This window comes from Dyella flagellata, from assembly GCF_030160275.1.
In the GTDB taxonomy this organism is placed as follows: Bacteria; Pseudomonadota; Gammaproteobacteria; order Xanthomonadales; family Rhodanobacteraceae; genus Dyella_B; species Dyella_B flagellata.
This window is the reverse complement of record NZ_BSOA01000018.1, coordinates 39,337-65,745: the sequence shown is the minus strand read 5'-3', so window position 1 is coordinate 65,745 and position 26,409 is coordinate 39,337. Positions and strand designations below refer to the sequence as shown.

General features: G+C 62.3%; 28 protein-coding genes and 1 tRNA gene. 9 read left to right on the top strand and 20 right to left on the bottom strand.

Translation table 11 applies throughout. The annotated features are described in order from the left end of the window. Positions 1-99: 99 nt before the first annotated feature. Entirely contained in the window at positions 100-957 is an 858-nt protein-coding gene (locus tag QQJ96_RS10620; RefSeq protein WP_284331968.1) for a glycosyltransferase family 2 protein, read from the bottom strand. 362 nt (positions 958-1,319) lie between these two features. Here QQJ96_RS10620 and pilB point away from each other — a divergent pair, with 362 nt between their 5' ends. The 9 genes from pilB to QQJ96_RS10575 all read left to right on the top strand — a co-directional run bounded on the left by pilB (position 1,320) and on the right by QQJ96_RS10575 (position 9,922). Then, complete coding sequence (pilB, locus tag QQJ96_RS10615) at positions 1,320-3,047, top strand: type IV-A pilus assembly ATPase PilB (RefSeq protein WP_284331967.1); 1,728 nt, start codon at positions 1,320-1,322, stop codon at positions 3,045-3,047. A gap of 138 nt (positions 3,048-3,185) precedes the next feature. Next, positions 3,186-4,454 carry a type II secretion system F family protein gene (locus tag QQJ96_RS10610; protein ID WP_284331966.1) on the top strand — a complete coding sequence of 423 codons (1,269 nt, stop codon included), beginning with the start codon at positions 3,186-3,188 and terminating at the stop codon, positions 4,452-4,454. 79 nt (positions 4,455-4,533) lie between these two features. Next, complete coding sequence (locus tag QQJ96_RS10605; RefSeq protein ID WP_284332125.1) at positions 4,534-5,391, top strand: prepilin peptidase; 858 nt, start codon at positions 4,534-4,536, stop codon at positions 5,389-5,391. Positions 5,392-5,393: 2 nt separating this feature from the next. Continuing rightward, positions 5,394-6,008, top strand: a complete 615-nt coding sequence (gene coaE, locus QQJ96_RS10600; protein ID WP_284331965.1) for a dephospho-CoA kinase — start codon at positions 5,394-5,396, stop codon at positions 6,006-6,008. 132 nt (positions 6,009-6,140) lie between these two features. Continuing rightward, a complete protein-coding gene (locus tag QQJ96_RS10595) occupies positions 6,141-7,901 on the top strand; it encodes a glutamine--tRNA ligase/YqeY domain fusion protein (protein WP_284331964.1) in 1,761 nt (586 codons plus the stop codon). Then, positions 7,901-8,458, top strand: a complete 558-nt coding sequence (locus QQJ96_RS10590) for a nucleoside deaminase (protein ID WP_284332124.1) — start codon at positions 7,901-7,903, stop codon at positions 8,456-8,458. The genes QQJ96_RS10595 and QQJ96_RS10590 overlap by 1 nt, the downstream gene beginning before the upstream one ends. Then, positions 8,455-9,189, top strand: coding sequence for a TVP38/TMEM64 family protein (locus QQJ96_RS10585; RefSeq protein ID WP_284331963.1), 735 nt, complete (start codon positions 8,455-8,457; stop codon positions 9,187-9,189). The genes QQJ96_RS10590 and QQJ96_RS10585 overlap by 4 nt, the downstream gene beginning before the upstream one ends. Before the next feature lie 149 nt (positions 9,190-9,338). Next, entirely contained in the window at positions 9,339-9,626 is a 288-nt protein-coding gene (locus QQJ96_RS10580; RefSeq protein WP_284331962.1) for a type II toxin-antitoxin system RelE/ParE family toxin, read from the top strand. Further along, positions 9,623-9,922 carry an addiction module antidote protein gene (locus QQJ96_RS10575; RefSeq protein WP_284331961.1) on the top strand — a complete coding sequence of 100 codons (300 nt, stop codon included), beginning with the start codon at positions 9,623-9,625 and terminating at the stop codon, positions 9,920-9,922. Before QQJ96_RS10580 ends, QQJ96_RS10575 begins: the two co-directional genes overlap by 4 nt. A gap of 54 nt (positions 9,923-9,976) precedes the next feature. Here the strand turns inward: QQJ96_RS10575 and QQJ96_RS10570 are convergent, their stop codons facing one another. The 19 genes from QQJ96_RS10570 to QQJ96_RS10480 form a co-directional block, all read right to left on the bottom strand. Further along, positions 9,977-10,774 carry a hypothetical protein gene (locus QQJ96_RS10570; protein ID WP_284331960.1) on the bottom strand — a complete coding sequence of 266 codons (798 nt, stop codon included), beginning with the start codon at positions 10,772-10,774 and terminating at the stop codon, positions 9,977-9,979. Between the two features lie 437 nt (positions 10,775-11,211). Then, positions 11,212-11,287 (bottom strand) — tRNA-Lys (locus QQJ96_RS10565). Positions 11,288-11,355: 68 nt separating this feature from the next. Continuing rightward, a complete protein-coding gene (queC, locus tag QQJ96_RS10560) occupies positions 11,356-12,033 on the bottom strand; it encodes a 7-cyano-7-deazaguanine synthase QueC (RefSeq protein WP_284331959.1) in 678 nt (225 codons plus the stop codon). Between the two features lie 130 nt (positions 12,034-12,163). Continuing rightward, complete coding sequence (gene queE, locus QQJ96_RS10555; RefSeq protein ID WP_284331958.1) at positions 12,164-12,856, bottom strand: 7-carboxy-7-deazaguanine synthase QueE; 693 nt, start codon at positions 12,854-12,856, stop codon at positions 12,164-12,166. Positions 12,857-12,866: 10 nt separating this feature from the next. Further along, a complete protein-coding gene (gene ybgF / locus QQJ96_RS10550; RefSeq protein WP_345782706.1) occupies positions 12,867-13,694 on the bottom strand; it encodes a tol-pal system protein YbgF in 828 nt (275 codons plus the stop codon). 11 nt (positions 13,695-13,705) lie between these two features. Then, positions 13,706-14,215, bottom strand: coding sequence for a peptidoglycan-associated lipoprotein Pal (pal, locus tag QQJ96_RS10545; RefSeq protein WP_284331956.1), 510 nt, complete (start codon positions 14,213-14,215; stop codon positions 13,706-13,708). A 252-nt stretch (positions 14,216-14,467) separates the two neighbouring features. Beyond that, positions 14,468-15,787 carry a Tol-Pal system beta propeller repeat protein TolB gene (gene tolB, locus QQJ96_RS10540; RefSeq protein WP_284331955.1) on the bottom strand — a complete coding sequence of 440 codons (1,320 nt, stop codon included), beginning with the start codon at positions 15,785-15,787 and terminating at the stop codon, positions 14,468-14,470. Between the two features lie 7 nt (positions 15,788-15,794). Further along, positions 15,795-16,736, bottom strand: coding sequence for a cell envelope integrity TolA family protein (locus QQJ96_RS10535; RefSeq protein WP_284331954.1), 942 nt, complete (start codon positions 16,734-16,736; stop codon positions 15,795-15,797). After that, positions 16,723-17,169 (bottom strand): protein TolR, encoded by a 447-nt coding sequence (gene tolR, locus QQJ96_RS10530; RefSeq protein WP_284331953.1) that lies wholly within the window; start codon positions 17,167-17,169, stop codon positions 16,723-16,725. The genes QQJ96_RS10535 and tolR overlap by 14 nt, the downstream gene beginning before the upstream one ends. Before the next feature lie 15 nt (positions 17,170-17,184). Then, positions 17,185-17,871: a protein TolQ gene (tolQ, locus tag QQJ96_RS10525; RefSeq protein ID WP_284331952.1), complete on the bottom strand. Its 687-nt coding sequence runs from the start codon at positions 17,869-17,871 to the stop codon at positions 17,185-17,187. Between the two features lie 60 nt (positions 17,872-17,931). Beyond that, complete coding sequence (gene ybgC, locus QQJ96_RS10520) at positions 17,932-18,345, bottom strand: tol-pal system-associated acyl-CoA thioesterase (RefSeq protein ID WP_284331951.1); 414 nt, start codon at positions 18,343-18,345, stop codon at positions 17,932-17,934. Beyond that, positions 18,338-19,384 (bottom strand): Holliday junction branch migration DNA helicase RuvB, encoded by a 1,047-nt coding sequence (gene ruvB, locus QQJ96_RS10515; RefSeq protein WP_284331950.1) that lies wholly within the window; start codon positions 19,382-19,384, stop codon positions 18,338-18,340. The genes ybgC and ruvB overlap by 8 nt, the downstream gene beginning before the upstream one ends. Before the next feature lie 128 nt (positions 19,385-19,512). Next, positions 19,513-21,408 (bottom strand): potassium transporter Kup, encoded by a 1,896-nt coding sequence (locus tag QQJ96_RS10510; RefSeq protein ID WP_284331949.1) that lies wholly within the window; start codon positions 21,406-21,408, stop codon positions 19,513-19,515. A gap of 3 nt (positions 21,409-21,411) precedes the next feature. Next, complete coding sequence (gene ruvA, locus QQJ96_RS10505; protein ID WP_284331948.1) at positions 21,412-22,008, bottom strand: Holliday junction branch migration protein RuvA; 597 nt, start codon at positions 22,006-22,008, stop codon at positions 21,412-21,414. Further along, positions 22,005-22,526, bottom strand: coding sequence for a crossover junction endodeoxyribonuclease RuvC (ruvC, locus tag QQJ96_RS10500; RefSeq protein ID WP_284331947.1), 522 nt, complete (start codon positions 22,524-22,526; stop codon positions 22,005-22,007). Before ruvC ends, ruvA begins: the two co-directional genes overlap by 4 nt. Positions 22,527-22,548: 22 nt before the next feature. Continuing rightward, positions 22,549-23,274, bottom strand: coding sequence for a YebC/PmpR family DNA-binding transcriptional regulator (locus QQJ96_RS10495; RefSeq protein ID WP_284331946.1), 726 nt, complete (start codon positions 23,272-23,274; stop codon positions 22,549-22,551). Between the two features lie 237 nt (positions 23,275-23,511). After that, the gene (locus QQJ96_RS10490; protein WP_284331945.1) at positions 23,512-24,153 is read right to left on the bottom strand and encodes an esterase/lipase family protein; all 642 of its coding nucleotides are present in this window, start codon (positions 24,151-24,153) and stop codon (positions 23,512-23,514) included. A 40-nt stretch (positions 24,154-24,193) separates the two neighbouring features. After that, positions 24,194-25,954, bottom strand: a complete 1,761-nt coding sequence (gene aspS, locus QQJ96_RS10485) for an aspartate--tRNA ligase (protein ID WP_284331944.1) — start codon at positions 25,952-25,954, stop codon at positions 24,194-24,196. A 107-nt stretch (positions 25,955-26,061) separates the two neighbouring features. Next, the gene (locus QQJ96_RS10480; RefSeq protein ID WP_284331943.1) at positions 26,062-26,367 is read right to left on the bottom strand and encodes an FmdB family zinc ribbon protein; all 306 of its coding nucleotides are present in this window, start codon (positions 26,365-26,367) and stop codon (positions 26,062-26,064) included. Between the last annotated feature and the right edge of the window lie 42 nt (positions 26,368-26,409).

Below are 26,409 nucleotides of genomic sequence, written 5' to 3'. Positions count from 1 at the left end.
CCTCCGACATATGGCTAGTTGCCATGCACTTGTTCAAATAGTCACTGCGAACGCAAAGGTATACGGGCATACCGACTTGCTTTTTTGGCATCGAAAGCATCAGCGCTCAAAACGCGTGTACAGAAGTGCCGTAATCTGCTCTGATACCAGCCCGATCAAAAATATGATCACCGCCGCGCTCCATAACAGCGTACTGCCGTTGGTCAGGCGACCCTCGTGCCAAAAGGTCCAGGCGTAGTTGCTGCAGCCAAGCAAGAAAAACAGCGCGCTGGCCGGCACGAACAGCTTCAGCGGCGAGTACAGCGTGGCGATCTTGAAGATGATCAACAGAAAACGCAGGCCATCGCGCAACGGCCTGATATGGCTTTTGCCCACCCGCTGTGCGGCCTTGATGGGCACATACGCGACCGGATAGGCACTACGAAAAAACGCCATGGTCGTGGTGGTGGGATAGCTGAAGCCATTGGGCAACAGGTGCAGGAATTCGCGAAATTTGTTCGCCCGGACAGCGCGGAAGCCGGAAGTCAGATCAGCGACTTGATGACCGGTCATGCGACTGGCCAGCCAGTTGTAGAGCGTATTGGCGACACCACGCCCCACGCCGGCCTGACTACCCCAATCCCGTGCGCCTACCGCCATGTCGTAGCCTTCGCCCAAGCTGGCCAACAACCGGGCCACATCGGCCGGATCATGCTGCCCATCGCCGTCCATGAACACGAGTACTTCGCCCTGGGCCGCGCGAGCACCACGCTTGATGGCGGCGCCGTTGCCCATCGAGTAGGGTGAGGACAGGCACCTCACTCCCGCCTCTGCACATAGTTGGCGAGTGTCATCGGAGGAGCCGTCGTCGACCACGATGATCTCGGCGGCCGGTTGCGCAGCACGCAGGCGAGGCAACAGGTCGGCCAGTGCGGCCGCTTCGTTCTTTGCCGGCAGAATGATGCTTAAGCTATTCAAATCGTGAGCTTCCCGTGATGGCGGCTGATCATAACCCGCCTCCGTAACGTCACCTATGCGCACAGCTCCCGGAACCCCATCCTTGGGTGACCCAGTTCACTCTATCCGCCGGCGAGGGAGTCCCCGCCAGTATCCACGCCCCAAATATGGGCGGAACCATTCGCCTGGGATTCGCCCAAGCAGAAAGCCAGGCGCGGCGCCCCTACGGCCAACAGGGCATCTCGCCCGCCTTTCGCCAACCGTGCGCCGAGGTATTTTCACAAATCCTCCTGGCTGCAAAAAACCGGCGCGTATCGATAGCCTGCCACCCCCGATGTGCGCTAAATTCGAGGCCGATCAGGGGACTTAGGTAGGTTTTCACCATGTCATCACAACCGCAGCCCACTGCGCTTGGCCTGTCCGGACTTGCCCGCCGGCTGGTTTCCGAGGGCTTGCTGCCTGAGGCCGACGTCCGCAAGGCGGTTACCGAGTCGAGCCAGCAGAAGAAAACTCTGACCGGCTGGCTGCTTGACCAAGGCCTGGTGGACAACAACCGCTTGACGCAAATCGCCTCGGCCGAATTCGGCATGCCGATCTTTGACGTCTCGGCGCTTGCCCAGGCCAGCATGCCAACCAGCTTGATCAGCCAGGAACTGATGACCAAGCACCAGGCCCTGCCCCTGATGAAGCGCGGCAAGCGCCTTTTTGTGGGCATTGCCGACCCGATGCAGCTGCATGCCCTGGATGAGATCAAGTTCCACTCCAATTGCATGGTGGAGCCGGTCCTGGTCGAGCGGGCACAACTGAGCCGTGCCATCGATACTATCGTTAGCACGCTTAGCAACGTGACACCCGATTTGGGCGGGGGCGACCTCGACGACCTGGCACTGGAATCGGTGAACGACGATGCCGAGGCCAGCAGCAGCGGCGTCGACGCTGTCGGTGGCGACGACGCTCCGGTAGTGAAGTTCGTCAACAAGATCCTGGTCGATGCGATCCGCCGCGGCGCTTCGGATATCCACTTCGAGCCTTATGAGAACCAGTATCGAGTACGCCTGCGTATGGACGGCATGCTGCGAGCCGTGGCCAGCCCGCCGCAGAAATTGGCAAACCGCATCTCCTCGCGCCTGAAGGTCATGGCTGGCCTGGATATCGCGGAACGCCGCGTACCCCAGGACGGCCGTATCAAGCTCAACCTGTCCAAGAGCCATGCTATGGACTTCCGTGTGAGCACGCTGCCGACCTTGTTCGGCGAAAAAATCGTGCTACGTATCCTGGATAGCTCCTCGGCCAAGTTGGGTATCGACAAGCTAGGTTACGAGGACGCCCAGAAAAAACTTTATCTGGACTCCATCCATAAACCCTACGGCATGGTGCTGGTGACCGGCCCCACCGGTTCGGGCAAGACGGTTTCGCTATATACGGCGCTGAACATTCTCAACACCGCCGAACGCAACATCTCCACCGTGGAAGACCCGGTCGAAATCCGCGTGGAGGGCATCAACCAGGTCCAGCAGAACGTCAAGCGCGGCATGACCTTTGCCGCGGCGCTGCGCTCCTTCCTGCGCCAGGACCCGGACGTGATCATGGTGGGCGAAATCCGCGACCTGGAGACGGCGGAAATCGCCATCAAGGCCGCCCAGACCGGCCACATGGTGCTCTCCACCCTGCATACCAACGACGCGCCGCAGACCATCTCCCGCCTGATGAACATGGGCATTCCGCCCTACAGCATCACTTCCTCGGTCACTCTGGTGATCGCCCAGCGCCTGGCACGGCGTTTGCATAGCTGTAAGAAGAGGATTGAGCTACCTCCGCAGGCCTTGCTGGCGGCTGGCTTTACCCAACGAGACCTGGATGAAGGTATTGAGCTATACGAAGCCGTGGGCTGCCAGGATTGCAACGAGGGCTACAAGGGGCGCGTGGGTATCTATCAGGTCATGCCGATGGTGGAGGAGATTCAAAAGATCGTACTGGAGGGCGGCAATGCCCTGCAGATCGGAGCGGCGGCTCAAAAGATAGGCGTCAACGATCTGCGCAAGTCGGCCTTGCTGAAGGTGAAGGCAGGAGTGACTAGCCTCGCGGAAATCGATCGCGTGACCAAGGATTGATCGAAGTTCGCGAACCGCTTTACACCAGACTGCGCGGGAGGCCACGAAATGGCTTACCAAAGTGACGTAAGCTGGTGATTATCTTGCTTGCCCGCCGCCCGGTGCGCCGGTGCGGATTCCATAGGGGGATTACAGACAATGGCCACGGTTACCGCCGCCACCAAGAACACCCGCCAGCAGGGCGCGCAGCGTGCCCAGATCTCGCAGATGCCCACTTACGAATGGGTAGCGCTGGACAAGCGTGGCAAGCGCATGAAGGGCTCGATGCCGGCGAAGAATGCCATGCTGGTCAAGGCAGAGCTGCGCCGGCAGGGCATGAACCCCCAAACGGTAAAAGAGCGCGCCAAGCCGCTGTTCAGTGGCTCGGGCAGTGCGGTCAAACCACGCGACGTAGCCATCTTCAGCCGCCAGATCGCCACCATGATGGCCTCCGGCGTACCGATGATCCAAGCCTTCGACATCATCTCCGATGGCCAGAAGAACCCTCGCTTCAAGTCCATCATTGGCGATGTGAAGCAGAGCATCGAAGGCGGCTCCACCCTGCACGAGGCGCTGGGGCAATACCCGATCCAGTTCGATGAGCTGTATCGCAACCTGGTGCGCGCCGGTGAATCGGCGGGCGTGCTCGACACCATTCTCGATACGGTTGCCACGTACAAGGAAAAGACCGAGAGCATCAAGGGCAAGATCAAGAAAGCACTGTTCTATCCGATCATGGTGATGGTGGTTGCGGTCGCCGTGATCATGATCATGCTGTTGTTCGTGGTTCCGGTTTTCGCCAAGACCTTCCAGGACTCTGGCGCGCAACTTCCTGCGCCCACCCAGCTCCTCGTCACCATGTCGAAATTCATGCAGGAGTACTGGTGGATCGTGATTGGCGGCATAGTAGGCAGCGTTGTGGCGATGATCATGGCCAAGAAACGCTCGGTGAAATTTGCCCACACTCTTGACCGGCTCACACTCAAATTGCCGGTGATGGGCAATATTCTTCGGCAATCGGCGATTGCGCGTTTCGCCCGCACGCTTGGCGTGACATTCCGGGCGGGCGTACCTCTGGTCGAAGCCATGGATGCCGTCGCAGGGGCTACCGGTAGCGTTGTCTATGCGAATGCGGTACGCCAGATGCGCGATGACATTGCAGTCGGCCACCAGCTTCAGCTGGCCATGCGTCAAACCGGGCTTTTTCCCAACATGGTGACGCAGATGGTGGCGATCGGCGAAGAATCCGGTGCCCTGGACCAAATGCTGTTCAAGTGCGCCGAATTCTATGAGGAAGAAGTCAGCAACGCGGTCGACTCGCTAGCCTCCCTGTTGGAGCCGCTGATGATGGTGATCCTGGGTACCGTGATCGGCGGCATCGTGATTGCCCTCTACCTCCCGATCTTCAAGCTCGCCGCCACGTTCTAATCCCGCCCCACATCCACGCGCCCCATCATTGCCGCCTAGCGGTGATAATGTGGCGCGTTTTCATAGCTACGGTTTGCGCATGCCCGATTTGCCGCTGACAGTCTGGATCGTTATCGCAGGCGTACTGGGCCTGATACTGGGCAGTTTCCTCAACGTTGTGATCCTGCGGCTGCCGGCGCAGCTTGACGCCTTCTGGCGGCGGGAGGCGCATGACGTCCTGGGCCTGGAAGCCCCGACCGAATCGCTGCCGCCCGGCATTGTGCGTGAAAGCTCGCATTGCCCTCACTGCAAGCATCCGCTGGCTGCCTACGACAACATTCCCTTGTTCGGCTGGCTGCTGTTACGCGGCCGCTGCCGCTATTGCCATGCGCCCATTTCCATTCAATACCCGTTGGTGGAGTTGCTGACCGGCGCACTCAGCGCCATCGTGATCTGGAAATTCGGCCCGACCTGGGCCGGACTCGCCGGGCTGATACTCACCTGGGCACTGGTCACGTTATCGGGCATCGATTTTCGCACCCAGTTGCTGCCCGATCAGATCACCCTGCCCTTGCTGTGGGTCGGCTTGCTGCTGAGCCTGATGCATCTGTTTGTCGAGCCCCCCGCTTCCATCCTCGGCGCCGCCATCGGCTATCTCAGCCTGTGGAGCGTGTATTGGCTGTTCAAGCTGCTCACCGGCAAGGAAGGCATGGGCTTTGGCGATTTCAAATTGCTTGCCGCACTCGGCGCCTGGATGGGGCCGATGGCCTTGCTGCCGGTGATCCTGCTTTCTTCGCTGATCGGCGCACTGGTGGGCGGCACGCTGATTGCGCTGCGCAAGCATGGGCGCGAAGTACCCATGCCGTTCGGGCCCTTTATCGCCATGGCGGGCTGGGTGTGGTTCGTCGCCGGCGAACAGCTCTGGCACGCCTACCTGGGTCTGACCGGGATGCGATGAGCATGGGGGCGCCGTTTGCGGTAGCCCTCACCGGCGGCATCGCCGCCGGCAAGAGTGCGGTGGAGCAGCGCTTCAAGGCGCATGGCGTACATGTCTACGACGCCGATCAGGCCTCACGAGTTGTAGTGCAGCCGGGCAGCGACGGTTTAGCCGCAATCGTGGACGCGTTCGGCCGCGAGGCGCTGGATTCGCACGGGCGGCTCGACCGGCCACGAATGCGCCAGCGAGTGTTTGCCGACCCGGCGGCGCGCAAGACGCTGGAGGCCATCGTGCATCCGCGCGTGCGGCAATGGATGCTGGAACAGGTTCAGCTGGATGACGGGCCGTATGCCATGCTGGCCATTCCGCTGCTGGCCGAGAACATCGGGCATTACCGCTGGGTGGACCGCATCCTGGTGGTGGACGCGCCGGAAGCTACCCAGCTGCAGCGCCTGGTGCTGCGCGATGGCATGGACGAAGACCTGGCCCTGCGCATCCTCGCCACCCAGGCATCTCGCACCGCTCGCCTGGGGCTGGCGGACGACGTGATCGACAACAGCGGCGCCGAATCCGCCCTGGAACCCCAGGTTGCCGCCCTGCACCAGCGCTACCTGGCAATGGCCGCCGCCCGCAGCTGAACGTGCGTAGGCTGGGATGCCAATCCCAGCATCGGGAAGCTGGGATTGGCATCCCAGCCTACGCTCCGGTTCCGTAAATCCTTCCAGCGGTTAAACTTGGGTGTTCCCGCTACTGCTGCGAAGCCTGACCCGATGTCCACCCCGACCGCTGTCGCCAAGCCTGCCGCAACGCCCGAAAACGATGCGCCGCGCGATTTCATCCGTCAGATCGTTCGCGAGGATCTGGCCATCGGCAAGCACACGGCCATCCGCACGCGCTTTCCGCCGGAGCCCAACGGTTACCTGCACATCGGCCACGCCAAGGCGATCTGCCTGGATTTCGGCATCGCCCGCGAGTTCGCCGGCTGGTGCAACCTGCGCCTGGACGACACCAATCCCGGCAAGGAAGACCCGGAATTCGTCGAGGGCATCAAGGACGACGTGCGCTGGCTGGGCTACGAGTGGCATGACCTGCGCCATGCCTCCGATTACTTCGAGGTGCTTTACCGCTCCGCCCTCAAGCTGATCCAGGACGGCCAGGCGTATGTGGACGATCTCAGCGCCGAGGAAATGCGCGAATACCGCGGCACCCTCACCGAACCGGGCCGCAACTCGCCGCACCGCGACCGCAGCGTGGAAGAAAACCTGGACCTGTTCCGCCGCATGCGCGCGGGCGAATTCCCGGACGGCAGCAAGACGCTGCGCGCCAGGATCGACATGGGCTCGGGCAACATGAACATGCGCGATCCGGCGATCTACCGCATCCGCAAGGTCACGCACCAGAACACCGGCGACCAGTGGCCGATCTATCCGATGTACGACTATGCGCATTGCCTCTCCGACGCACTGGAAGGCATCACCCATTCACTGTGCACGCTGGAATTTGAAGACCACCGCCCGCTCTACGACTGGTTCGTGGACAAGGTCGACCTGCCCAGCCATCCGGAACTGTGGGAGCACATGCGCCAGGCCGGGTTCCGCACCGAACCGGCCAAGCCACGCCAAATCGAGTTCTCGCGCCTCAACCTCAGCTACTGCATCACCAGCAAGCGCAAGCTGGCCCAGCTGGTGAACGAGGGCCTGGTCGATGGCTGGGACGATCCGCGCATGAATACCTTGCGCGGCCTGCGTCGCCGTGGCTTCACCGCTGGCGGCATTCGCCTGCTGATCGAGCGCCTGGGCGTAAGCAAGCAGAACAGCGTGATCGACTACGCCATCCTCGAAAACTGTGTGCGCGAAGACCTGGACGCTACCGCAGCACGCCGCATGGCCGTGATCGATCCGCTCAAGCTGGTGATCACCAATCTGCCGGACGCTCACGAGGAATCGCTGAGCTTCTCCAACCATCCCAAGGACGAGAGCTTCGGCTCCCGCCAGGTGCCGTTTTCGCGCGAGCTGTGGATCGAGCGCGAGGATTTTGCCGAAGTGCCGCCGAAGGGTTTCCATCGCCTGAAACCCGAGGGCGAGGTGCGCCTGCGCGGCGTGGGCATCGTCAAGTGCGTGGAAGTCATCAAGGCCGCGGACGGCAGCGTCAGCGAAGTGCATTGCACGCTCGATCCCGAATCCCGCTCCGGCATGCCGGGCGCGGATCGCAAGGTGAAGGGCACGATCCATTGGGTCAGCGCCAAGCATGGCGTCGCCGCGGAGATCCGCCTTTACGACCGCCAGTTCAACGTGCCCACGCCGGACGACGAAAGCGACGGCAAGAGCTGGATCGAGCATATCAACCCGGACGCCAAGCGCATCGTGCGCGGCTGGCTGGAGCCTTCAGCGGCCTCAGCCACGCCCGAGCAGCGCTACCAGTTCGAGCGCCTGGGCTACTTCGTGGCCGATCGCCTGGATCACCGCCCGGAGGCTCCCGTGTTCAACCGCGCGGTAACCCTGCGCGACACCTGGGCCAAACAAAGCGCATGATGCTGCCGCTGCAGATCCACCTCACCCTGCCCCCCTGGATCGAAGAAGTCGCCGACACTCGCCGGCGATATCTCACGGATGAGGAGCAGGTGGAACTGGCGATCAAGCTGTCAGGACGCAATATCGAACACGGCCAGGGCGGTCCGTTTGGCGCCGCCGTGTTCGACGAGCATGGGCGCCTGATCGCGGCAGGCGTCAACCGTGTCATCCCGCAGAGCTGTTCGGTAGCTCACGCCGAGATGCTGGCCTACATGGCCGCCCAGCAGCGCCTGGCCAGCTACCGTTTGAACGAACAAGGCGGTCATTACACACTCGCCACCAGCGCGCAGCCTTGCTGCCAGTGTTACGGTGCCACTTTCTGGGCAGGCGTCGACACGCTGCTGATCGGCGCACGCGGGGAAGATGTGGAAACACTCACCCGCTTCGATGAAGGCCCGCTGCCAGCCGACTGGGCGGGCGAACTGGAACGCCGCGGCATCTCGGTTCGGCGCGACATCCTGCGCGAGCAGGCATGTGCCGTGCTGGCCAAGTACGGCGCCAGAGGAGAAAGCTATTGAACCGCTTGCGTGCAGCCCTGCCACTCTTGCTGCTGATAGCGGCGGGCATAGTGCTGCTTGCCTCCGGAGTGTTCGATCGCATTCATCCTGAGCAATTGGTCGCGCACCAGCAGGAAATGCGCGCACACATTGCCGAGCACCCTTGGATGAGCCGGCTGGTCTATATCGGGCTGCTGGTGCTGGCGACATGCACGGGCGTACCGGTCACCATCGTGCTGATCCTCGCCGCTGGATTCGCCTTCGGCATAGTCGAAGGCACGACTTATTCTTCGATCGGGCTCACCCTGGGCTCGCTCATCCTGTTTCTCGCCAGCCGCTACGCCTTCGGCACCGGCAGCAAGCATCCGCCTGCCATTACCGAGAAGCTGCATCACGGCTTCGAACGCCACCCGAAGGTCTACACGCTGTTCCTGCGCCTGGTGCCGGTGGCGCCGTTCGGCTTGGTCACGATGGCGCTTGCCTGGCTGCGTTGCCCCTTGTGGCTGTTCCTGGGCGCCACCTGGTTCGGCGGCACGGTGATGCTGGTATTCGAAACTTCAATCGGCGCAGGCCTCGGGCGCGCGCTCGCCCACGGACAAAAACTGGATCTTGGCCTGATCTTCGATCCCAGCGTAATCGCCCCGCTCTGCGTGCTGGCGCTGCTTTCGCTGGTACCGCTGGCGATGGAGCGGTTGAAGTCGCGCTGGCATCCGTCGGCGTCGCACACGGACGATGCCGGGAATCACTCCTGAGACGAGTCGCTGTAAGGGTTCATCCCCCCTGACGTTTCAACTTCGCACCACAACGCGGCGTTCTTTTTCGCCTGATGCCCGCGTGCCGAATCCGTCGTCAGACTGGAATTCCTTGACGACCAAGTGTAGCCTATTGGCTACATTCCTTCATGAAGATCGAGACCAGCGCAGATTTCGCCGAATGGTTGGACAGCCTAAAAAACCTGATGGCTCGGGCCCGTATTCAAGCACGTATTGCTCGCTTGGCGGACGGTAATCCGGGCCAGCATCGCAACCTGCCTGGCGGGATCTCGGAAATGAAAATCGACATAGGTGCCGGATACCGCGTCTACTACACCCAACGAGGCAATGTAACGATCATTCTGCTTTGTGGTGGCGACAAGTCCACACAGGATGCCGATATCCACAAAGCGCAAGTTATGGCGAAAGAGCTATGAGTAAAAAGAAGCTCAAGACTATTCCTTTCGATGTCGCAGAACACCTGCGCACCCCAGAGGAAATGGCGCTCTATCTCGATGCTTGCATCGCTGAAAGCGATGGCGATGCCACCTTCATTGCGAAAGCACTAGGTGACATTGCCCGAGCTCAAGGTATGTCCAAGGTCGCGCGTGATGCGGGCTTATCCCGCGAGAGCTTATACAAGGCACTGTCTGGAGAACGTAATCCAGATTTCTCCACCATACTCAAGGTAGCTCGCGCATTGGGTTTACAGCTTCACGCCAGCGCCGCCTGAACTCACAAAACCCGCAAGGCTTCAAGCCAAGCGGGTTCTGTACAAGCGTCTAGATCACTGGAAAGTGACGTTGGTGAAGACCGGCGACGACGAGGTGGTCTGCACACTGGCCGAGTTGCTGTTGGTCGCGTCGACCGCCACGCTCACCAAACCAAGCCCAAGCACGGTGGTTCCACCGCTGACCTGCAGACGCTCACCGAGCTGAGCCACCGTAATGTTCGGCGTGTTGAGGCCATTGGCTACGACCCCGTTGAGCGTGAGTGTGCCGCTGGTCGCAATGGATACCTGACCCAATGGGGTATCCACGTTGACACTGATATTGGACACCGGGATCGTGTAGTTGATGGGAATGGGGTTCGGCAGGCTGATCGGCAGCCCGTCCACGGAAACACTCGCGTTGCCGAGGGAGGATTGGCATTGCAGTGTCGTACTCAAGGCCCGCGCGTTACACGACAGCGCCGCTGTGGTATTGCCGATCATCACCGCACTATTCAAGAAGCTGAGGGTTCCGCTCTGCACAGAACCAGACAAGCTGGTGCTGTCCACGCCAATGGTTTCCTGCGCAGTCGCCGTGGTGCCCGCCAAACTCATCACGTTCATGCCTAGCAAGCCGACATTCAAATTGGCGGAGACTTTTTGCGTGGTGCCCGGCACGCTGATGGTCGCACTACCTTGGCAGTTGATCGGAAGTACCTGTGTTACGCCAAGGACGGTCAGCGTCACTGTGCCGCTGGTGGCGCAAACAGTCATGGAAGCCGACGCAAGATTTGTGTCCTGCGCAGCGGCGTACGGTGTGTAGCCCAAGGCCGCTGCAACTAAAACAAGCGCGCTAGCCATAAAGGGGGTTTTCATGGGGCTCTCCTATTTCAGATAAGTGGGACAGATCGCGTGATCGCGGCATGAGCGAAATCGCCACGCGTCACGCATGGTGTGCAGGAAAAAAACGGATGATTGGCAACGTATTAGTGAAAATCAGCGCGCATGGCGCGTAGGCAACGCACTGATGTGGTTCCCTGCGAGATCAACAATGTGTAGCTTGAGCAGCCGCGCGATTAGACATCCGAAGGCTGTGTGGGCGGCGTATAAGTCGCGTCTCTCACGCATGAATCCAGCGGGAAACGGGACGTGATAAGCAGTTGTGCAAGGCTTCATTGGCGAAGCTGTGCGATGAATCCTTCCTTGCACGCAAGATGCATGTCGCCCCGTCCTGCTTGCGCAACACAAACAGAAAATGACGGACCGACGGCAAAGAAAAAGGATCTGTGTTGCCACAGATCCTTTTCTTTCATTGGTGGGCCGTGACAGATTCGAACTGTCGACCAACGGATTAAAAGTCCGCTGCTCTACCGGCTGAGCTAACGGCCCGTAAAAAAGTCAGCTGATCATTTTATGGGCTGAAGCCCTCGGGCACAAGCGATCTCGGGGCCCGGAGCTCAAGCGTAGCGAGTTGGGTCGGGTAGGCCGGCCTCGCGAAAGCCCTGCGCACGCAGGCGGCAGGCATCGCAGCGGCCGCAGGCACGGCCTTCGGCGTCGGCCTGGTAGCAACTCACCGTGGCGGAGAAGTCCACCCCGAGGCGCTGCCCTTCGCGGGCGATATCCGCCTTGCTCATGGCCATCAGTGGCGCATGGACGCGGATGCCTGCGCCTTCCACACCAGCCTTGGTGGCTACGTTGGCCAGGTGCTCGAAGGCCTCGACGAAGGCCGGGCGGCAGTCCGGGTAGCCGGAATAGTCCACGGCATTGACGCCGCACCAGATGTCGTTGGAACCCAGCACCTCGGCCCAGCCCAGCGCCACCGAAAGCATGATGGTGTTGCGTGCCGGGACATAGGTGACAGGGATGCCGTCACCGCCCTGCTCGGGTACGTCGATGTCGGCCGTGAGCGCGGAGCCGCCGATGCTGCGCAGGTCCACATGCACGGTTTTGTGCTCGACCGCACCGAGCATGCGTGCGACACGCGCGGCGGCATCCAGTTCGGAGCTGTGGCGCTGGCCATAAGCCACGCTCAGTGCATGAACCTGATAGCCCTGTTCGCGGGCCAAGGCGATGGTGACGGCCGAATCCATGCCTCCGGAAACGAGGATGACGGCCTTGCGGGGGGTGGATGACATAAAGCAATTCCAGTGCAGGAGAACGGCCGGTCACCGGCCGGGGACGCTGCCGGCGACACAGGCCGGGGCGTGGTTTTTTCATGCCGTCATTCCGGCGCAAGCAGGTACACGTATCCCCTAAACAGATACGCTAATGCCCCGGCGCGTCATTCCACAGCAGCTTGTGCAGCTGCAGTTGAAAACGGACCGGCAATTTGTCTTCGATGATCCATTCGGCCAGCGCGCGCGGCTCGACGGCCCCGTGCACAGGCGAAAACAAGACCATGCAGCGCGCGTCGAGGCGATGCTCGGCCACCACCCCACGTGCCCATTCGTAATCGGCGCGGCTGGCGATCACGATCTTCACCTGGTCGTGCGGCAGCAAGTGATCGAGGTTGGACCAAAGATTGCGCTGCGCCTCGCCGGAATCGGGCGCCTTCAGATCCATCACCTTGCGCACGCGCGGATCGACGGCCGCCACATCCAGGGCGCCAGAGGTTTCCAACGAGACCTCGTAGCCGGCATCGCAGAGCCTGCGCAGCAGGATCAGGCAACGCTTCTGCGCCAGCGGTTCACCGCCGGTAACGCAAACATGCGAGGCGCCATGCGAAGCGACTTCGACGAGTATGTCATCGATATCGCGCCAGTTGCCGCCGTAAAACGAATACTCCGAATCGCACCACACGCAGCGCAGCGGGCAGCCGGTGAGGCGGACGAACACCGAACGCCAGCCGATCGCATCGGCTTCGCCCTGGATCGAATGAAAGATCTCGGTGATGCGCAGGCGCTCAACCGCGCCCTGGCCCGACGTGGCAGCTTCCACGCTCACCGGAGTGTCGCTCACCGCCCTACCCTCACCGAGTCGTCTGCTGCGATATACGCCGCAGGCGCTCCTGGGCCAGCTTGGCCGCATTGGAGTTAGGGTATTTGCTCACCACGGTCTTCAACGTGGCGACGCCTTCGTCGGTCTGCTTCATCTCCAGCTGGCTGTAGCCGAGCTTGAGCGTGGCATCGGCCGCCTTATCGCTCTGCGGATACTGGCTGAGCAGATGCTTGAAGGCTTCCACCGCAACCTGGTAGTTGGTGGTGGCGTAGTACGACTCGCCCAGCCAATAGAACGCATTGGGCGTAAGCGCGTCGTTGGGATATTTCTGGATGAACTCGCGGAAGCCGCGCGACGAGGTTACGTAGTCGCCTCCGCGCAGCGATTTGAACGCGGTGTTGTAGGCATTGAGAGCGGCAGCTTTCTCGGCAGCAGATTCAGCGGGAGCCGCAGGAGCTGCGGGCTGCGCAACGGAGGCCGCATTGCCAGGCGCCGATGCATTGGCCGGGGCCGGGCTGGTGGCCGATGGCGCCGGACTGGCGCTGCCCTGTTTTTCGATCCTGCCGACGCGGCTGTCCAGATCGCTGTACTGGGCCTTGCTCTGATCCTGCAATTGCTGCAATTGGTGCTGCAATTCTTCGATCTGGCCCTGCATCTGCTGCATGGTCGACTGCATCTGCTGCAGCTGATTGAGCTGGTTGAGCTTGTTCTGATCTTGGCCCTGCTGTTGCTGTTCCAGGCGCGCAACGCGATCGGCCAGACTCATGGGAGAGTTCTGGGCATGCGCGGGCGCCATAAACAGCATGGCGGACGCCAGGGCGCCCGCCATGCTGAGATTGGCCATGAAACGCTTAGCCAATCGAATTACCATCAGGTCGCCGAGTAGCTGATCTCAACGCGGCGGTTCTTGCTCCAGCAATCCTCATTGTGCTGGCGGCACACGGGCTGTTCCTTGCCGTGGCTGACCACGTTGATCTGGCTGGCGGAACCGCCATTGGCCTGCAGCGCGCTGGACACGGCGTTACCACGACGCTCGCCCAGGCCCAGGTTGTATTCACGCGTACCACGCTCGTCGGTGTTGCCGTCCAAAGTCATGCGCGCGGTCGGCACGTCCTGCAGGAACTTGGCATGGCACTGCATGATCTGCTGGAACTCCGGCTTCACTTCGTCCTTGTCGAAGTCGAAGTAGACAACGCGCTGCTTCAGGCAGGCGTCGGTGTCGAGGTCAGCCGCGGTGTACTTGTGCTCGCCGGACTGCGGCGGAGCCACCTGCTGGGTTTCCTGCTGCGGCTGCTGGGGCTTCGTTTCCTGCTTCTTGGTACAGGCGGCCGCACCGACACAGAGCAGGGCGACCAGGGCAATACGAACGGTCTTATTCATGGTGACGTTCCTTCAAACGGGTTTGATTTCCGACAGTCAATGACGATTGCGGTTACGGGACAGCCATCGCCGGTGTACCGGCTGTTGTTTTGTTTTTTCTTGCACTTACAGGCCAAGGCCCCGCATTGTACTGCAGAGGCCGGTAAAACAGGCATGGCAAACCGCCACGCTGGTCGTGGCCGGAACACTTTCGTGCCCCGGGCCCCCTCCTCAGGTCATCCGGCCGCGGCTCAAGGACACGGCCGGATCGGATCACTGCTTGCGATAAGGTCCCCAGGCCGGCTCGCGGACGTTGCCGTCGGCAAGCGCAAGGCGCTGACGCACCATGCCATCGCTCGAAACGGCATATAGCACGTCACGGGCTCCATCGCTGGCGGCGTAGATCAACATACTGGCGTTCGGCGCGAAGCTTGGCGATTCGTCAATCGGACCGGGCGAGATGAAGCGCAACTGCCCACCCTGGCCCTGGTCCACGATGGCGATACGATACACGTTCCCGTTGGCCTGCACCATGGCAATCTGCTTGCCGTCATAGCTGATCGAGGCATCCAGGTTCTGCTGGCCCTGGAAGCTGATGCGCTCGGGCGTGCCGCCGCCAGCCGATACGCGGTAGATCTCCGGCTTGCCGGAGCGGTCGGAGGTGAAGTAGATGCTTTGGCCGTCCGGCGCCCAGACCGGCTCGGTATTGATGGCCATGCTGCGGGTCAGGCGGGTCTCCTGGCGGCTGCCCAGGTCCATCACGTAGATCTCGGGATTGCCCGTATAGGACAGCGACAAGGCAAGCTTGGTGCCATCCGGCGACCAGGCCGGCGCGCTGTTGATGCCCTTGGCGCGGCCCGAAATCAGCTGGCGCGCGCCCGTGCCGATGTTCTGGATGTAGATCGCCGAGTTGCCGCCTTCGAACGATACGTAAGCAATACGGCTGCCATCCGGCGACCACTTGGGCGACAGCAGCGCCTCATGCGAGCGCGCCACCACCTGCGGGTTGTAGCCGTCGGAGTCGGCCACGATCAGCGAATAGTTGGCGTTGTTGCCGGTGCCGACCATGGTCACGTAGGCGATGCGCGTCCAGAACGCGCCGGGAATGCCGGTGATCTGCTGGAAGATCTTGTCCGCGATCTGGTGCGCGACACTGCGCAGATCGCTGGTGGCGGCGGGCGACATGGCCTCGCCCAGCAGGCGCTGCTGGCGGTTGACGTCCCACAGCTCGTATTCGACCGTGACCATGCCGTTGCCGGCATCCTTGATACGGCCGATCACGATGTAGTCCTGCTTGAGCAGGCGCCAGGTTGCGAACTTGATGTCCGAGCCCTGGCTCGGCTGCTCGACGATTTCGCTCACCGCCAGCGAACGGAATTTACCGCAGCGGTTGAGATCGTTGCGGATCACGTCGGCGATGTCGGTAGGCAGCGGCGCGCCCTGCTGGGCGAAGGGCACCACGGCGATCGGCGTGGCGGTCTTCGTCATACCCACGACATTCACGGTCAACGGTTGCTGAGCGTGAACTTGACTCAGCAATGCCAGCCCGCAGTAGGCGATCAAGATCGCCAGGAATTGAGTCAATTTTTTCATACCGTAATCACTGTGCCCGGAAGTAGACGTCGATAGTGGGGGTAAACACGCTCTCGTACCCTTTATAAGGTAGTTCATGAGCACGGAATGCTGCATCCTCGACCGCTTTCTTGCTTGCCTCGTCATAAGGGCAATTCGAGTCAACCTTAGCGCTCACTATTTCACCTCCACGTGCCTGAACGATATGCACCAGACAGGGGGTTGGTGGAGTATCGGACGGTCCAAGCCAATTTTTCTTTAACGCGTCCATGATGGCTGCCTGGTACTGATCGGTAAGGCTCGAATGGGCGGCGTTGTTGCCAGTCTTGCGCTCTGTGTCATTCGGCAGGTTCTCCAGGCCATTCGCCTGCGCATTCTTCAGATCCGCGAGCTGCTGCTTGGCCTGTTTGGCCTTGTTGTCGGCCTTCTGCGTCTGCGTTGTAGCGGCATCAAGCTGCTTGAACAGCTCATCCACCTTTTCCTGCTCCGCCTTCTTTTTAGCCGCCTGAGCGTCCAGCTCAGCCTGACGCTGACGCTGCTTCTCTTCCTGCTCCTTCTTGGCGTTCTCGGCCTTCTCCAATCCTTCCTGCACCACTTTCTCCTGGTCCACCACGTCCGGATGCTCCGGCGGCGGCGGCAGCGGGCTCGGCTTGGGCACCACCTCAGGAGGCGGAGGCGGCGGCGGCACGGAAGGCGGTGGCGGTACCGTGTTCGGCACCGGCTTCACCTTCTCCGCTTTCGGTAGCGGCGCAGCCGTGTTGCCGATCAGCGTGGCCTCGATCACCGGCCCGGTGAGCTGCAGCGGCGGTGGCGTGCAGGTGATCGGGTTGGGCAAATGCAACGCGGTGAGAAATTTCTCGTACGACGTGCAAGACAGCGTGGCCAGGAACAGGAAGGCCACGATACCCAGGTGCAGAACGGCCGATAAAACGACCGCCAGGGGAGTGCCCTTGGTGTTACGGTCTTCCATTCGGTTTGCCCGACTCCGGCGCGCTCATCAAGCCGACCTTGGCCACGCCAGCCTGTTGCAACAAGGCCAGCACCTGGTAGACGCCTTCGTACTTGCCGTCGCGATCGCCCGCGACCAGCACGCTCACCTCCGGATTCTGCTTGACGAACGCGCCGACCTTCACTTTTAGCGCGTCGGCCTCGATCGGTTCCTTCTTGCTGGTACCCAGGGTCAGGTACATGTGGCCCTGGTTGTCGACCGAGACGATCACCGGCTCTTTCTTGTCCTGCAGCGACTTGGCATTTGCTTGCGGCAAGTTGACGTCGACGTTCGAGTTGAGCATCGGCGTGGTGACCATGAAGATGATCAGCAGCACCAGCATCACGTCGATGTAGGGCACGACGTTGATCTCGGATTTGAGCTTTAGACGCTTGTGGCGCGCGGAGCTGAGCATGGTCGCGGCCCTCTATCAGTGATTTTCGTCGATCTGGATCTGCCGCTGCAGCACCGAGGAGAATTCTTCCTGGAACACCTCGTAGCGCGAGGCGACACGTTCCACCTTGTTGGCGTAGCGGTTGTAGGCCCACACCGCCGGAATCGCGGCGAACAGGCCCATCGCGGTGGCGATCAACGCTTCGGAGATGTGCGGCGCCACTACGGCGATGGTGACATCCTTCATTTCGCCCAGGCCCTGGAAGGCGCCCATGATGCCCCACACGGTGCCGAACAGGCCCACATACGGGCTGATCGAGCCCACGTTGGCGAGGAATTCCAGGTTGCGCTCCAATGTGCCGATTTCCTTGGTGCCGGCCACGCGCATCGCGCGCTCGGAACCCTCGATCACCGTGCGCACGTCGGCGCTGCGGCGCTGGCGCTGGCGCACGAATTCACGGAAGCCCGATTCGAAGATGCTCTCCATGCCGCCGGTGTCGCCGCCGTTGTTGCTCACTTCGCGGAACAGCTGCGCCAGATCCGCGCCGGACCAGAAGCGCTCTTCGAAGGATTCGGCGTTCTGCATCGCCGCTTTCAGCTGCATGTATTTGCGGACGATGATCACCCACGACAGGAAAGAGAACACCAGCAACGCCAGCATCACCAGCGTCACTGGCCAGCTTGCGTCCTTGATGATCTCGAAAACGTTCAATCCACCGTTCATGGCTTGGGGGGTCTCCACCGCATAGGGCTTGCTTGTACTTGGCTTGGGGCCGGACGGGGATCAACCCCGACCGATCCGGCCGATGATGTCTTCCGGAATCCGGGCGGGCAGCATCCGTGCCAAGTCCACGCAAGCCGCACGTACTTGCGCCTGGATCAGCACGACGCCATCCGCCCGGGAAATCGATTGCGCGAAAAGAATACTGGCTGAACGGCGTTCTTTGACTTCCACCGCCACCGTCAGTTCATCGTCCAGCAGGGCGGGCCGGAGAAAATCGATCTCCATCCGGTGCACCATGAAGGCCAGGCCGGTCGCCTGTTTGAACGCCAGCTGATCGACGCCTAGCCGGCGCAGCCATTCGGTGCGGGCCCGCTCCATGAAACGCAGGTAGCTGGCGTGGTAGACCACGCCGCCGGCGTCGGTGTCTTCCCAGTACACCCGCACCGGCCAGGTAAAGGGCTGGAACTCAGACATCAGGGCCGCCGTTGAACAAATCGCCCGGCTGCGCCTGACGCGGGGGCGGCGTAAGCCCCAGGTGACGCCAGGCCTTCGCGCTGGCCATGCGGCCACGCGCCGTGCGCACCAGGAAGCCTTGCTGGATCAGGTAGGGCTCGACCACGTCTTCCAGCGTGCCACGGTCTTCGCTGAGCGCGGCGGCCAGCGATTCCACGCCCACCGGGCCGCCATCGAAATTCTCGATGATGGTGGCTAGCAAGCGGCGGTCCAGCTCGTCGAAGCCCTGGGCGTCGACCTTGAGCATGTCCATCGCGGCCTGCGCCGCTGCTCGCGTGATTTGTCCCCCTGCCCGCACCTCCGCGTAGTCGCGCACGCGGCGCAACAGGCGATTGGCGATACGCGGCGTACCGCGCGAGCGCCGCGCGATTTCCTGCGCGCCATCCACTTCGCAGGGAATACCAAGAATGCGCGCCGAACGGCGCACGATCGCGGCCAGTTCCTCAGGCGAGTAGAACTCCAGGCGCTGCACGATGCCGAAGCGATCGCGCAAGGGCGCTGTCAGCAGACCCGCGCGCGTGGTGGCGCCGATCAGGGTGAACGGCGGCAAGTCCAGCTTGATCGAACGCGCGGCTGGGCCCTCGCCGATCATGATGTCGATCTGGAAATCCTCCATCGCCGGATAGAGCACTTCCTCCACCACCGGCGAGAGGCGATGGATCTCGTCGACGAACAGCACGTCGTTCTTTTCGAGATTGGTCAGCAGCGCGGCCAGATCGCCCGCCCGCTCCAGCACCGGGCCGGAGGTAGAGCGGATATTCACGCCCAGTTCGTTGGCGATGACATGGCTCAGCGTGGTCTTGCCCAGGCCCGGCGGCCCGAAGATCAGCACGTGATCGAGCGCGCCGCCGCGCCTTTTCGCCGCTTCGATATAGATCGACAGCTGCTCGCGCACCGCCTGCTGGCCCAGGTATTCGCTGAGCCGCTTGGGACGGATCGAAGCCTCCAGCGCTTCGTCGTCGAGCTGGGCGGCAGCGGTGATGATACGGTGATCGGACATGACGCAATTATGGCTGAGCGCAAGGGTTTTATGGGTGGGGGCGTGATAATCGTAGGCTGGGATGCCAATCCCAGCATAGCCACGCACGCCATACCGCGATGCTGGGATTCGCATCCCAGCCTACGCAATCAGATTTCCAGCTGCGTCCCCAATTCGATCAGGCGATTGCCGGGAATCTGGAAAAACGCCGTCGCCGGCAACGCATTGCGCGACATGAAAGCGAACAGCCGGTCGCGCCACAGCGCCATGCCCGGACGGCGCTTGTCGGCGACGATGTTCTCGCGCGATAGGAAGAAGGTAGTGTCCATCAGGTCGAACGGCAGGCCGCTCTTGGCGCACTTGGACAACGCCAGCGGAATGTTCGGGTCCTCGGCAAAGCCGAAGCGCAGTTCCAGGCTGTAGAAATCGCTGCCCAGCGGCGACAGGTGGATGCGCTCTCCCACATCCACTACCGGCATTTCCAGCATCTCCACCGTCAGCATCACGTTGCGCTCGTGCAGCACCTTGTTGTGCTTGAGGTTATGCAGCAACGCATGCGGCACGGAGTGCTGGTTGGCGGTGAGGAAAACCGCGGTGCCCGGCACGCGCAGTGGCGGGTGCTCAGTGATGTTGTCGATAAAGGGTGACAACGCCAGTCCGCCCTGCTTGATCTCGCGCACCACCAGCTCGCGGCCACGGCGCCAGGTGGTCATGATGATGAAGACGCCCAGACCCAGCACCAGCGGGAACCAGCCGCCGAATTCCACCTTGATCAGGTTGGCGGCAAAGAAGGAGATGTCGATGATCAGCAGGGTCGCGCCAACGATCAGCAGGACCGGTACACGCCAGCCCCACTGGTGGCGTGCCACGAACAAGGCCAGCACGGTGGTGATGGTCATCGTGCCGGTCACCGCGATGCCGTAGGCCGCGCTCAGGCTGTCGGAGCTGCGGAAGCCGAGCACGGCGACCAGCACCATCACCAGCAGGAACGCATTGATCCACGGCACGAAGATCTGGCCGGACATCTCGCGCGAGGTATGCACGACCGGCATGCGCATCGAATAGCCCAGCGACATCGCCTCGCGTGTCATCGAGAACGCTCCGGAGATGACCGCCTGCGATGCGATCACCGTCGCCACCGTGGCCAATCCGATCATCGGATACAGCAGCACTTGCGGCACGGTCTTGAAGAATGGATTGTCGATGGCGGTGGGCTCGTGCAGCAGCAAGGCGCCCTGGCCGAAGTAATTGAGCACCAGCGCGGGCAGCACGAAGTTGAACCAGGCCAGCCGGATCGGCCGCTTGCCGAAGTGCCCCATGTCCGCATACAGCGCCTCGGCACCGGTCAGGGCCAGCACCACACCGCCCAGGGCGACGAACCCCTGCGCACCATGCACCATGAAAAAGTGCAGCCCGTGGTAGGGATTGAGTGCGTACAGCACCTGCGGCTCGGTGAGAATCATGCGCACGCCGAGCAGCGCAATGGTGATGAACCAGATCACCATAACCGGGCCGAACAACCTGCCCACGCGCTCGGTACCATGCCGCTGCAGCGCGAACAGGAAGAACAGGATCACCGCCGTGACCGGCACCACCCAGTGCGCCAATCCCGGCGCGGCCACCTTTACGCCTTCCACCGCGGACAACACCGAAATGGCCGGTGTGATCACACCGTCGCCGTAGAACAGCGAAGCGCCGAAGATGCCGATGATCGCCAGCAACCAGCGCAGCTTGGGCTGACCGCCCACACCGCGCAGCGCCAAGGCCATCAGCGCCATGATGCCGCCCTCGCCCTTGTTGTCGGCGCGCATGATGAACAGCACGTACTTCAGCGACACCACGATGATCTGTGCCCAGAAGATCAGCGACAGCACACCGTAGATGCTCTCCGGTGTCGGACGCATGCCGTCATGGCTCAATGTGGTCTGCAGCGTATACAGCGGGCTGGTACCGATGTCGCCGTAAACCACGCCGATGGCGCCCAGCGACAGCGCAGCGAGGCGTTTCTTCGCATCGGCTTCGCTCAGTCCTTGATGAGTACCCACGATTCAGCTCCCCAGTGCGGCGCGTAGCGCCTTGCGGATGATGGTTTCGGCGTTGTCGTCCGGCTCGGCCACTTTTTGCACCAGCCGGCTCGCTTCGGCCGGCTTGTAGCCCAGCTGCTGCAGCGCCACGGTGGCTTCGGCGGCCGGATCGGCCGGAGCGCCTGGCGCAGCCGCAAGACCCGGCAAGCTTGCGCCGAGGCCGTCCACGCGATCGCGCAGCTCCACCACGATGCGCTCGGCCGTCTTCTTGCCGATGCCTGGGATCTTGGTAAGCGCCACCACGTCGCCAGCCTGCACCAGCCGGGCGAAATCCTGGGTGGACACGCCAGACAGTACCGCCAGCGCGGTCTTCGCGCCGATGCCGCTGACCTTCAGCAGATTGCGGAAGGAAGCACGCTCCGATTCGTGCAAAAAGCCGTACAGCGCCACGCTGTCTTCTTTCACTGCGTAGTGGGTCAGCAGCGTCACTTCCTTGCCGGTGGCCGGCAGGTCGTAAATGGTCGACATCGGCGCTTCCAGCTCATAGCCCACGCCACCGACCTCGACCAGCAACCATGGTGGCTGCTTTGAAACGAGTATTCCCCTGAGTCGGCCGATCACCGGCGTCGCCTCCATGCGGTGCGCGGGATGCCCACGCGTTCAAGACTCGAACGGGTATGCGCGTGCGCCACGGCTATCGCCAGTGCATCGGCCGCATCAGCCTGGATCGGGCCCTTGAGGCCCAACAGTACGCCAATCATGTGCTGTACCTGGGTTTTGTCGCTGCGGCCGCTGCCGACCACTGCTTGCTTGACCTCGGTGGCCGCGTATTCATGCACCGCAATGCCCCGATTGACCACCGCGCAAATCGCCGCGCCACGCGCCTGCCCGAGCTTGAGCGCCGAATCGGGATTGCGCGCCATGAACACGCGCTCGATGCCGCACTCCACCGGACGATGAAGGCCGATGATCTCATCTACGCCTTCGAAAATGCGCTTCAGGCGCAGTGTAAAATTGTCTTCGCCAGCCACCATCAGCGCGCCATGGAAGACATGCGATAACTTGCCGGCGGCATCGACATCCACGATGCCGATACCGGTGCGCTGGCTGCCTGGATCAATGCCGAGGATGCGGATCATTGAGAGATGGCTCGAAAGCCCATTACTCGGCCGGCAACAATGCGTTGTGGTACACCTCGCTCACGTCGTCGAGGGCATCGAGTTTTTCCAGCAGGTCGTTGAGCGTTTCCAGCGTTTCCCCCGACACCGCGGTGCGGTTGTTAGGCCGCATCACCACGCCTGCGTGCTGTGCGTCGAGGCCGGCCTCGATCAGCTTCTGCTGTACCGCTTCAAAGTTTTCCGTAGCACAGATCACCGTGCTTTCGCCGTTATCGTTGACCACGTCGTCGGCACCGGCATCCAGGGCGGCTTCCAGGATCTTTTCCTCCTTCACCTCGTCGCCACCGGTCGGAAAGACCAGCTCGCCGCAGCGTGTGAACTGGAACGCCACCGAGCCGCTGGTGCCCAGGTTGCCGCCGTGCTTGGTGAGCGCGTGGCGAACGTCGGCGACGGTGCGGGTGGTGTTGTCGGTGAAGCATTCGATGATCAGCGCAATGCCGCCCGGACCGTAGCCTTCATAACGCAGCTCTTCCATCTTGGCGCCGCCGTCGGCGCCGGAGCCGCGCTTGATCGCGCGCTCGATGGTGTCCTTGGACATGTTGGCGGTCAGCGCCTTGTCCACAGCCGTGCGCAGGCGCGGGTTGAGCGCGGGATCGGGCACGCCGGCTCGCGTGGCGACGGTAATTTCGCGGATCAGCTTGGTGAACACCTTGGCGCGCTTGGCGTCTTCGGCATTCTTGCGACCTTCGATGGACGGGCCTCTACCCATGGGGATACCTGGCTTGGGTGTGAAAGTGGAAAGCGGGGGATTTTACTGCATTGCGCCATCCGACTCCTTCTCCCCTGCGGGGAGAAGGTGGCCCGAAGGGTCGAATGAGGGGCCAATCTTGCGCAAAACTCGCCCCGGGGTGGTGTTTTGGTCAAATATTGCTCAGGAGTGCGTAGGCTGGGATGGCAATCCCAGCACCTAGGCCGCGGCAAGCAAAGCTGGGATTGTCATCCCAGCCTACGACGCGCCTTTCATGGGCGGGTCGAAGCGGCCTTCGCGCAGAAAATGGGCCGTCAAGCGCGCCACTTCCGCCGAAAACAGCAGCCCCGTATGGCTGGTCTCCACGACGCAATGAGCGGCCAGGCCCGGCACCTGGGTCTCCTGCACCGCCACCGTGCCGTCATGCTCACCGGAGATCGGGCTGAGCATGGCGCCCAGGCCGATTGGCATGCAGCCTGCGATCACGCCCACCTCGCGCGGGCCTTTCCAGGCTTCCAGCCCGAGTTCCAGCAGCTCGCGGTTATGGCCCAGCAAAACCTCGCCGCCTCGCCAGAGACGGGCAAAGGCGCGCGCCGCGGCGCTGCCTTTGAGGGGCGAGCCAAGACAGACAATGCGTCCAGGGGGCAGATCCTGCGCTTCGAGACAGGCGCGCAGAGCAAGCAAGCCACCCAGGCTGTGGCCGACCAGGTGCACAGGGCCGGGCGCGTAGTCCAGCATGCTTGCATGCAAGCGGGCCAGGACGCGCTCCTGCTTCGCCGCCACGCTCATGTAGTCGAAACGATGGACGCGGAAGCCTTCTTCCATCAGGCGGCGATGCAGCAGGCCCAACGCAAAGCCGCGCATCCACAGGCCGTGCAACAGGATGACGTGTTCGGTCATGGAATAAGGGCCGTCGCGGGAATGACGACCCAATCTAACCTCATTCCTTCACTCGCACCGCTACGTGCAGCTCTTTCAATTGCGCATCGCCGACAATCGACGGTGCGTCGGTCATCAGGTCCTGCGCGCTGGTGGTCTTGGGGAACGCGATCACGTCGCGGATCGATTCGGTGCCCGCCATCAGCGCGGCGACGCGGTCGATGCCGAACGCGATGCCGCCGTGCGGTGGCGCGCCGAACTTCAGCGCCTTGAGCAGGAAGCCGAACTTCATCTCGGCTTCTTCCGCGCCGATGCCGAGCAGCTCGAACACCGCACTCTGCATGTCGGGACGATGGATACGGATCGAGCCGCCGCCGATCTCGTTGCCGTTGAGCACCATGTCGTAGCCGCGGCTTACCGCGATCGCCGCATTCGCACGCAGGTCGGCGATATCGTCCACCTTCGGCCCGGTGAACGGGTGATGCAAGGCGACGTAGCGCTGTTCTTCCTCGTCGTACTCGAACATCGGGAAGTCGGTGACCCACAGCGGTTTCCAGCTGTTTTCCACCAGCCCGCGGTCCTTGGCGGCTTTCAGGCGCAGCGCGCCCATGAAATCGGTGACGGTTTTCCATTTGCCGGCACCGAGGAACAGCATATCGCCCGACTGCGCGCCGGTAGCCTTGAGCACCGCATCGAGCGCGGTATCGTCGAGGAACTTCGCCACCGGCGAGTTGATGCCCTCGCGGCCCTTGGCCAGATCCTCCACCTTGATCCAGGCCAGACCCTTCGCACCGTACTTGGCGACGTATTCGCTGAGCTGATCGATTTCCTTGCGGCTTAGCGTGGCCCCGCCCGGCAGGCGCAGCGCCGCCACACGGCCGGCCGGGTCGTTCGCCGGCTCGGCGAAGACCTTGAACTCCACCTGCTTGAGCGCATCGGCTACATCGACCAGCTCCAGCGCAATGCGCAGGTCGGGCTTGTCCGAACCATAGCGGCGCATCGCATCTTCCCAGGTCATGCGCGGGAAGGGATCGGCCAGCTCCACCCCGATCACCTCCTTGAACACCTCGCGGATCATCGGCTCCACGAAACCCTGCACGTCCTGCTCCTGGACGAAGGCGAATTCCATGTCGAGCTGGGTGAATTCCGGCTGGCGATCGGCGCGCAGGTCTTCGTCGCGGAAGCAGCGGGCGATCTGATAGTAGCGGTCGAAGCCGGCCATCATCAGGATTTGCTTGAACAGCTGCGGCGACTGCGGCAGCGCGTAGAACTGCCCTGGATGCACACGGCTGGGCACCAGGTAGTCGCGCGCGCCTTCCGGGGTGGCCTTGGTAAGAATCGGTGTTTCCATATCCTGGAAGCCGCGTGCATCCAGATAGCGGCGCAGCGCCTGCACCAGACGGATGCGGGTACGCATCATCTGCTGCATGTCCGGGCGGCGCAGGTCGAGGTAGCGGTAAGTCATCCGCATGTCCTCGTTGGGATTCTCGTGCAGGGCGAACGGCAGATCCTTCGCGACGTTGAGAATTTCCACTTTCTCGGCCAGCACTTCCACCGTACCGGTCTTGAGCTTGTCGTTGGCCGACAGGCGCTTGCGGATGCTGCCGGTAACGCGCAGGCAATACTCGTAGCCCAGCTCGCCGGCCACGGCAAACGCATCGGCGTTATCGCGCTCGATCACCACCTGGGCGATGCCCTCATGGTCGCGTAGGTCGACGAAGGCTACGTGGCTCTGCAGGCGTAGGGTGTTGACCCAGCCGCACAGGGTGACGGTCTGTCCGACCAGCGACTCGTTGATGAGGCCGCAGAAATGCGTGCGCATGCGCTTGATGCTCCGGGCCGCCGGGGCGGCGAATCAGCGTGGAAAAGACCCGGAATCTTAGCATTCCCGGGCACATGGCGAGTTTGCGGCCGGCACCCCGGCCGGCGTCAGGTCGTCGATGTCGCCGTCGGGGCTGGCGCCGGCGCGGGCGCGGGTGACGGACTGGAACTCGGTTCCGGCGACGATGCAGCGGTGCCGCCATCACCGGCAAGGTTGCGCTTCTTGTCGCCGTCCTTCTTGAAATCAGTCTCGTACCAGCCACCGCCGGCAAGACGGAACTGCGGCGCGCTGAGCTGGCGCTGCACCTGCGGCTGGCCGCAGTCGGGGCAGTTGGCGGGATCGGGGTCGGACAGTTTTTGCAGGCGATCGAAACGATGGCCGCAGGCGTTGCATTGGAATTCGTAGATAGGCATGGGCAAGGTTTCGCAAACTCCATCGGATGCCGATGGTCGCGG

Coding starts and splice junctions, on each gene's coding strand:
- pilB (WP_284331967.1), top strand. CDS start 1,320: ATGTCATCACAACCGCAGCCCACTGCGCTTGGCCTGTCCGGACTTGCC.
- QQJ96_RS10610 (WP_284331966.1), top strand. CDS start 3,186: ATGGCCACGGTTACCGCCGCCACCAAGAACACCCGCCAGCAGGGCGCG.
- QQJ96_RS10605 (WP_284332125.1), top strand. CDS start 4,534: ATGCCCGATTTGCCGCTGACAGTCTGGATCGTTATCGCAGGCGTACTG.
- coaE (WP_284331965.1), top strand. CDS start 5,394: ATGGGGGCGCCGTTTGCGGTAGCCCTCACCGGCGGCATCGCCGCCGGC.
- QQJ96_RS10595 (WP_284331964.1), top strand. CDS start 6,141: ATGTCCACCCCGACCGCTGTCGCCAAGCCTGCCGCAACGCCCGAAAAC.
- QQJ96_RS10590 (WP_284332124.1), top strand. CDS start 7,901: ATGCTGCCGCTGCAGATCCACCTCACCCTGCCCCCCTGGATCGAAGAA.
- QQJ96_RS10580 (WP_284331962.1), top strand. CDS start 9,339: ATGAAGATCGAGACCAGCGCAGATTTCGCCGAATGGTTGGACAGCCTA.
- QQJ96_RS10575 (WP_284331961.1), top strand. CDS start 9,623: ATGAGTAAAAAGAAGCTCAAGACTATTCCTTTCGATGTCGCAGAACAC.
- QQJ96_RS10570 (WP_284331960.1), bottom strand. CDS start 10,774: ATGAAAACCCCCTTTATGGCTAGCGCGCTTGTTTTAGTTGCAGCGGCC.
- queC (WP_284331959.1), bottom strand. CDS start 12,033: ATGTCATCCACCCCCCGCAAGGCCGTCATCCTCGTTTCCGGAGGCATG.
- pal (WP_284331956.1), bottom strand. CDS start 14,215: ATGAATAAGACCGTTCGTATTGCCCTGGTCGCCCTGCTCTGTGTCGGT.
- tolB (WP_284331955.1), bottom strand. CDS start 15,787: ATGAAAAAATTGACTCAATTCCTGGCGATCTTGATCGCCTACTGCGGG.
- QQJ96_RS10535 (WP_284331954.1), bottom strand. CDS start 16,736: ATGGAAGACCGTAACACCAAGGGCACTCCCCTGGCGGTCGTTTTATCG.
- tolR (WP_284331953.1), bottom strand. CDS start 17,169: ATGCTCAGCTCCGCGCGCCACAAGCGTCTAAAGCTCAAATCCGAGATC.
- tolQ (WP_284331952.1), bottom strand. CDS start 17,871: ATGAACGGTGGATTGAACGTTTTCGAGATCATCAAGGACGCAAGCTGG.
- ybgC (WP_284331951.1), bottom strand. CDS start 18,345: ATGTCTGAGTTCCAGCCCTTTACCTGGCCGGTGCGGGTGTACTGGGAA.
- ruvB (WP_284331950.1), bottom strand. CDS start 19,384: ATGTCCGATCACCGTATCATCACCGCTGCCGCCCAGCTCGACGACGAA.
- ruvC (WP_284331947.1), bottom strand. CDS start 22,526: ATGATCCGCATCCTCGGCATTGATCCAGGCAGCCAGCGCACCGGTATC.
- QQJ96_RS10495 (WP_284331946.1), bottom strand. CDS start 23,274: ATGGGTAGAGGCCCGTCCATCGAAGGTCGCAAGAATGCCGAAGACGCC.
- QQJ96_RS10490 (WP_284331945.1), bottom strand. CDS start 24,153: ATGACCGAACACGTCATCCTGTTGCACGGCCTGTGGATGCGCGGCTTT.
- aspS (WP_284331944.1), bottom strand. CDS start 25,954: ATGCGCACGCATTTCTGCGGCCTCATCAACGAGTCGCTGGTCGGACAG.
- QQJ96_RS10480 (WP_284331943.1), bottom strand. CDS start 26,367: ATGCCTATCTACGAATTCCAATGCAACGCCTGCGGCCATCGTTTCGAT.